Source organism: Pseudundibacterium arcticum (assembly GCF_042646465.1).
Lineage (GTDB): Bacteria > Pseudomonadota > Gammaproteobacteria > Burkholderiales > Burkholderiaceae_D > Undibacterium_A > Undibacterium_A arcticum.
Window position 1 is genome coordinate 62,354 of sequence record NZ_JBHRTP010000045.1, and the last position, 6,579, is coordinate 68,932.

Consider the following 6,579-nt stretch of genomic DNA (forward strand, 5'->3'; position numbering starts at 1 on the left):
GCGGCGTCGCCATCGTGTTTCGTCACCCTGTATCCAACACGCTAACTGGTAAGTCGTTCCATGGAATACAGTCCACCACCGCTGTTCAAGCAAGGCGCGCCAGCGCTGGCCAAAGTGGTGTTTTTCGCATTGATCGCGATCATCCTGCTGGTCGCGGATTCGCGCATGCGCTCGCTCGCGCTGATCCGCCAGCTGGTCGGCACCGCCTTGTATCCGCTGCAGATGGTGGCGATGATGCCGCGCAACGCGGCGTACAAGGTCGGTGACTATTTTACAGCGCAGAGCTCGCTTGAAACAGAACTCAAGAACCTGAAGCGGCAGCAGGTCGCCAACGCGCTGATCTTGCAGCAGGCACAACAGATGAACGCCGAAAACCTGCATTTGCGCAAACTGCTTGAGGTGCGCGAGCGGGTGCCGGTGAAATCGGTGCTGAGCGAAATTCTGTACGACGCGCGCGATGCATTCACCCGCAAGATCGTGATGGATCGCGGTACCCATGATGGCGTTGCGCTGGGGCAGCCGGTGATCGATGCGATCGGCGTAGTCGGCCAGGTCACGCGGGTGTTCATGCTCACCTCCGAAGTGACGCTGCTGACCGACAAGGATCAGGCGATCCCGGTGCAGGTCGTGCGCAACGGCTTGCGCAGCGTGGCTTACGGTCGTGGCCAGGCGGGCGTGCTCGATCTGCGCTTCATGGCGGCCAATGCCGACATCAAGGTCGGCGACGTGCTGGTCACGTCCGGCATCGACGGCGTGTATCCGCCCGGCTTGGCGGTGGCAAGAGTCCAGCAGGTCGACAGTAATGCGACCGGCGCCTTCGGTCGCATCGTCTGCCAGCCGCTGGCCGGCATCGACCGCAACCGGCAATTGCTGATCTTGCTGGCCGACCTGCACATTGCGCCGCGCCCGGAGCCTGAACCTGGCGACAAGCTGGGAAAAAAGCGCGCGGGCAAGGAAGCGGTCAAGGCTAACGGCAACGACGCTGCTGCCCAAACGAGCGTCAAGGACGCGCCGAAAGAGGCCGCCAAGCCGGCTCAGAGCGATGCCGCCAAACCGGCTCAGAGCGATGCCGCCAAACCGGCTCAGAACAATGCCGCCAAACAGGGGCCGAAGGCCAAGGAGGCCGCGCAATGAACCGTCCGCTATACATCCTGCAGCCGGTCAACCCGGCGTTCATCGCGTTCAGCATCTTCATCGCCTTTCTGCTGAATCTGCTGCCATGGGGACATTGGGTAGCCGTGCCGGATTTCGTCGCGCTGGTGCTGGTGTTCTGGGGTATCCGGCAGCCGCGCCAGGTCGGTATCGGTGTGGCGTTCTTCATGGGGCTGCTGATGGATGTGCACGACGCCACGCTGCTCGGTGAAAACGCGCTGGCGTACACCTTGCTGTCGTTCTTCGCGATCATGATTCATCGCCGCGTGATGTGGTTCCCGGTGCCGACCCAGGCACTGCACGTATTGCCGCTGTTGCTGTTGACCCAGGCGGTGCAGTTGATGGTGCGCTACGCGGTCAGCGGCCAGTTCCCCGGCTGGCTGTATTTCAGCGAGAGCTTCGTATCGGTATTGCTGTGGCCGCTGGTGACGTGGATGCTGCTGGCGCCGCAGCGGCGCTCGGTAGACCGCGATTTGACGCGACCGATCTGAGTTGGCCTCCGTAAACCTACTGCATGCAAACAATAAGGCAATCTCAAGCCTGCGATGCTCGCCGTACCTGCGTACGACTGCGCTTCTCAACTTGACCTTGCGCCGCTCGCTACGGTTTCCCGAGGCCACCTTAGGAGTTCTGTATCAGTATTGCAGTACCAGTTTGACACCCCATGACTGAATTCAAGAATACCGAACGTGAGCTTTACTTCTTCCGCCTGCGGCTGTCGGCGGTGGCCATCTTCGTGTTCATCTGCTTTGGCTTGCTGCTGTCGCGCTTCATCTGGCTGCAGGTCTACAAGCATAACGACTACGCGGCGCAGGCCGAGGAAAACCGGATTTCGATCGTGCCGGTGGTGCCGAACCGCGGCTTGATCGTGGACCGCAATGGCGTGGTGCTGGCGCGCAATTACTCTGCCTACACGCTGGAAATCACGCCATCCAAGATCAAGGGCGAGCTCAATGCGGTGATCGATCAACTGGCGGAGTTGGTCGAGATCGACGCCAAGGACCGCAAGCGATTCCGCAAGCTGCTGGACGAATCGAAGAACTTTGAAAGCGTGCCGGTCCGCACCCGCCTGACCGACGAGGAAGTGGCGCGCTTCACGGTGCAGCGCTTCCGCTTTCCCGGCGTCGAAATCCAGGCCCGGCTGTTCCGCCAGTATCCGTTGGGCGAGCTGGCATCGCACGTGATCGGCTACATCGGCCGCATCAGCCAGAAGGATGCGGAAAAGATCGACGACAGCGACGATGCCGCCAATTACAACGGTACGGACTACATCGGCAAGGAAGGCCTCGAAAAAAGTTACGAGAAAGAACTGCATGGCAATACCGGCTACGAAGAGGTCGAGGTCTCGGCCGGCGGTCGCGCGGTGCGCACGCTGTCGCGTACCGCCGCCGGTCCGGGCAGCAACCTGGTGTTGTCGATCGATATCGAGCTGCAAAAAGTCGTCGAGGAAGCATTCGGCGACCGCCGCGGCGCGCTGGTCGCGATCGAGCCGGCCACCGGCGACGTGCTGGCCTATGTCTCCAAGCCCGGCTATGACCCGAACGTGTTTGTCGATGGCATCGACCAGCAGACCTGGGAGAGCCTGAACACCTCGCTCGACAAGCCGCTGGTGAACCGGCCGCTGACCGGCACCTATCCGCCGGGATCGACCTATAAACCGTTCATGGCGCTGGCCGCACTGGAACTGGGCAAGCGCACGCCGTCGATGACCGTGTCCGATCCGGGCTATTTCTGGTTCGGCAATCATAAATTCAACGACGACAAGCCGGGCGGCCATGGCTCGGTCGACATGTACCGCTCGATCGTGCAATCGTGCGATACCTACTATTACATGCTGGCCAACGACCTCGGCGTCGATGCGATTCACGATTTCATGAAACCGTTCGGTTTTGGCGAACTGACCGGGATCGACCTGGAGCACGAGAAGCGCGGCCTGCTGCCCTCGACCGCATGGAAGCGCAATTATTACAAGCGGCCGGAGATGAAAAAATGGTTTGCCGGCGAAACCATTTCACTCGGCATCGGCCAGGGTTACAACTCGTTTACGCCGCTGCAGATGGCGCACGCGATCGCCACGCTGGCCAACAACGGCGTGGTGATGAAGCCGCACCTGGTCAAGTCGCTGGAAGATGGCGTCACGCACAAGCAGACCCTGACGGTGGCCAAGGAAAGCTACCGGATTCCGCTCAAGCAGGAAAACATCGACATCATCAAGCGCGCCATGATCGGCGTCACCAAGGAAGGCACCTCGGCCAGGGTGTTTGTCAACGCCGGCTATGTGTCGGGCGGCAAGACCGGCACCGCGCAGGTGGTCGGCATCAAGAAAAACGAAAAATACAACGCCAAGACCATCGGTGAACGGCTGCGCGACCATGCGCTGTACACGGCATTTGCGCCGGCCGACCAGCCGCGCATCGCGATCGCGATCGTGGTCGAGAACGGCGGTTTCGGGGCCGAGGCTGCCGCGCCTATCGTCAAGAAGGCACTCGATTACTACCTGCTCGGCAAGAAGCCGGAGGATGCCGGCAAGGGCAAGGAGACGCCGCCGCAGCCGGAGCAACCGAAAGACGATGCGGCGCTGCAGCGCCCGGCCGCCGAACTGAAGGCGGAAGCGGAAGCCGCCACCGGACCCAAGCCCGGCGAAGAATCGCCAGGGAACAAGGAATAAGGCCATGCGTATCAGCGAAAAACGGTCGTTCTGGCGCGTCGCCCAACCGTATTTCACGGTGTTCGACGGCCCGCTGGCGTTGATCATGTTCCTGCTGCTGTCGGTCGGTATCGTCACGCTGTACTCGGCCGGCATCGATTTTCCGGGCCGGGTCGAGGACCAGTTGCGCAATATCCTGGTCGCTTTCGTGGTGATGTGGGTCGCTGCAGTGATCCCGCCGCAGACCCTGATGCGCTTTGCGGTGCCGGTCTACACGGTCGGCATTGCGTTGCTGGTGGCGGTCGCGGCCTTCGGCATGGTCAAGAAAGGCGCGCGGCGCTGGCTCAATGTCGGGATGGTGATCCAGCCGTCCGAAGTGATGAAGATCGCGATGCCGCTGATGCTGGCCTGGTTCTTCCAGAAGCGCGAAGGCATGATCCGCTGGCATGAATATCTGGTCGCCGCGATCCTGCTGTTGATTCCGGTCGGGCTGATCGCCAAGCAGCCTGACCTCGGCACCGCGCTGCTGGTGCTGGCGGCCGGCTTCTATGTCATCTTCCTGGCCGGCCTGTCATGGAAGATGCTGCTCGGACTGGTCATCACGGTCGGTGCCAGCCTGCCGGTGGTCTGGTCGCGGCTGCACGACTACCAGCGCGAGCGCGTGATGATGCTGATCGACCCGACCTCCGACCCGCTCGGCAAGGGCTTCCACATCATCCAGTCGACGATTGCGGTCGGCTCCGGCGGGATCCACGGCAAGGGCTGGCTGAAGGGCACGCAGGCGCACCTGGAATTCATCCCCGAGCGCACCACCGACTTCATCTTTGCGGTATTTTCGGAAGAATTTGGCCTGATCGGCAACCTGGTGCTGATGTTCCTGTACCTGCTGCTGATCGGACGCGGCCTGTACATCGCCGCCAATGCGCCGAGCTTTTTCGCGCGCCTGCTGGCCGGCGCGATCACGCTGATCTTCTTCACCTACGCGTTTGTCAACATGGGCATGGTCAGTGGTATCCTGCCGGTGGTCGGCGTGCCGCTGCCGTTCATGAGCTACGGCGGCACCGCGCTGGTCACGCTCGGCCTCGGCGCCGGCATCCTGATGAGCATCCAGCGCCATCGCAAGCTGGTGCAGACCTGATGTAGGTAGCATTCCAGCCGCATACGCTGCGTGCGGCCATCGATGTAGTGAGAACCATCTTTGGTCGACGCCATGCGACAGCGGAAAAATGGTGGTGATGATTCCCTCCCCCTTGCAGGGGGAGGGCTAGGGTGGGGGTAGTGCGTTAGATCGCGCGCGCACTGTCGAGTGGAGGCCAGACCCCCATCCCAACCTTCCCCCTGCAAGGGGGAAGGAGCCGATCGAGCCATTTGTTGATTGACTGCTCGACACGCGAATCCAAGGTTGGCAACGAATCAGATCATAATAAGGAGAATGTAATGCCCTTGCGCTCACGATTTGCATCGCGCCGCTGGTCACTGGTAGCTTGCCTGATCCTGACCCTGATACTGGCCGGCTGTGGCAGCGTGCCGAAAGCGCCGCCGGCGGACTCCGCATCCGGGCGCGCGCCGCCGACGGCCGGCAAGCCGGCGTCGTCGCATCCGGCGTTGCCGGCGGCCGGCTCCGGACGCGGCGGCTACTACCAGGACGACGGCCCCGGCGACCAGCCACCGCCAGACTTGGACCAGGTGCCGGACGCCGAACCCAAGCTCGAGGCATATTCGCGCAGCGGCAACAAGCCGTATGTCGTGTTCGGCAAGACTTACACGCCGATCACCGATAACCGCCCGTTCGTGCAGCGCGGCACCGGCAGCTGGTACGGCAAGAAATTCCACGGCCAGAGGACTTCATCGGGTGAACGCTACGATATGTACAAGATGAGTGCCGCGCATCCGACCTTGCCGATCCCGTCGTATGCGCGCGTCACCAATCTGTCCAACGGCCGCCAGGTGATCGTGCGCATCAACGATCGCGGGCCGTTCCATTCCAGCCGCATCATCGACCTGTCGTATACCGCCGCGCTGAAACTCGCTTATCTGGGCTCGGGCAGCACCCAGCTGCAGGTCGAGCGCCTGCTGCCGGACGAGATCGCGCGGCTGGCGCAGAACAAGGGCAAGCCGGTCGAGTCGTCGCCGGCGATTGTGGTGGCGGTGGCGGCGGCGCCGACCGCGTCCGTGGTGCCGGCGCTGGCAACGGCTGCCACGTTGGCGGCGCCCGGCAGCGGCGAGCGCCCGGTGCAAGCTGAACTGATGGCGGTCAGCTTTCCGAGCGTCGAGGTGCAGGCCGACCCGATCAGCGCGCTGGCCCCGAACGCAGCGCCGAATGCAGCGTTGCCGGCGGCGCCGGCCAATGACGGAGCGGCAGCCGCCAGCGGCTTCTATCTGCAGTTCGGTGCCTATGGACAGCGCAGCAACGCCGAATCGGTGCGTCAGCGGCTGACCCGGAATTGGGCCCTTACCTGGCCGCCGCTGCAGGTGGTAGCAAGTGGTGCGCTGTTCCGCCTGCTTGGCGGTCCGTTCGCGACCCGCGCCGCAGCGCTCGAGAGCGCGCAGAAGATGAGCGGCGCCGGTGCCGGCAAGCCGGTGGTCGTGCCGCGTTAGAACTTAGGTACAGCGCCAAGCTTGTGCGCGGATCGACGTTATTTCATCCGATCCAGTTACCGCAATGGCAGAAATATACTGCCGCCTGTATTTTTAATTCCGCACGTTTCATGCGGGCAACAGGCCTGGCGGTTTCAATGTCCAAGTGCAACAAGACCAAGCTTATCTGCCCAGTATGCGTT

At 62.4% G+C, this 6,579-nt stretch carries 5 protein-coding genes; all 5 read left to right on the forward strand.

The window, feature by feature from the left end; translation table 11 throughout:
• Nucleotides 1-60: 60 nt before the first annotated feature.
• The 5 genes from mreC to ACFOFO_RS15005 all read left to right on the forward strand — a co-directional run bounded on the left by mreC (nt 61) and on the right by ACFOFO_RS15005 (nt 6,397).
• On the forward strand, nt 61-1,134 hold the full coding sequence (mreC, locus tag ACFOFO_RS14985) for a rod shape-determining protein MreC (protein WP_390321985.1): 1,074 nt from the start codon (nt 61-63) through the stop codon (nt 1,132-1,134).
• On the forward strand, nt 1,131-1,643 hold the full coding sequence (gene mreD / locus ACFOFO_RS14990) for a rod shape-determining protein MreD (RefSeq protein WP_390321986.1): 513 nt from the start codon (nt 1,131-1,133) through the stop codon (nt 1,641-1,643). The genes mreC and mreD overlap by 4 nt, the downstream gene beginning before the upstream one ends.
• Before the next feature lie 173 nt (nt 1,644-1,816).
• Nucleotides 1,817-3,820 (forward strand): penicillin-binding protein 2, encoded by a 2,004-nt coding sequence (mrdA, locus tag ACFOFO_RS14995; protein WP_390321987.1) that lies wholly within the window; start codon nt 1,817-1,819, stop codon nt 3,818-3,820.
• 4 nt (nt 3,821-3,824) lie between these two features.
• Nucleotides 3,825-4,937, forward strand: coding sequence for a rod shape-determining protein RodA (gene rodA / locus ACFOFO_RS15000; protein ID WP_390321988.1), 1,113 nt, complete (start codon nt 3,825-3,827; stop codon nt 4,935-4,937).
• A 299-nt stretch (nt 4,938-5,236) separates the two neighbouring features.
• Nucleotides 5,237-6,397: a septal ring lytic transglycosylase RlpA family protein gene (locus tag ACFOFO_RS15005; RefSeq protein WP_390321989.1), complete on the forward strand. Its 1,161-nt coding sequence runs from the start codon at nt 5,237-5,239 to the stop codon at nt 6,395-6,397.
• The last annotated feature ends 182 nt before the right edge of the window (nt 6,398-6,579 follow it).

Coding starts and splice junctions, on each gene's coding strand:
- mreC (WP_390321985.1), top strand. CDS start 61: ATGGAATACAGTCCACCACCGCTGTTCAAGCAAGGCGCGCCAGCGCTG.
- mrdA (WP_390321987.1), top strand. CDS start 1,817: ATGACTGAATTCAAGAATACCGAACGTGAGCTTTACTTCTTCCGCCTG.
- ACFOFO_RS15005 (WP_390321989.1), top strand. CDS start 5,237: ATGCCCTTGCGCTCACGATTTGCATCGCGCCGCTGGTCACTGGTAGCT.
- rodA (WP_390321988.1), top strand. CDS start 3,825: ATGCGTATCAGCGAAAAACGGTCGTTCTGGCGCGTCGCCCAACCGTAT.
- mreD (WP_390321986.1), top strand. CDS start 1,131: ATGAACCGTCCGCTATACATCCTGCAGCCGGTCAACCCGGCGTTCATC.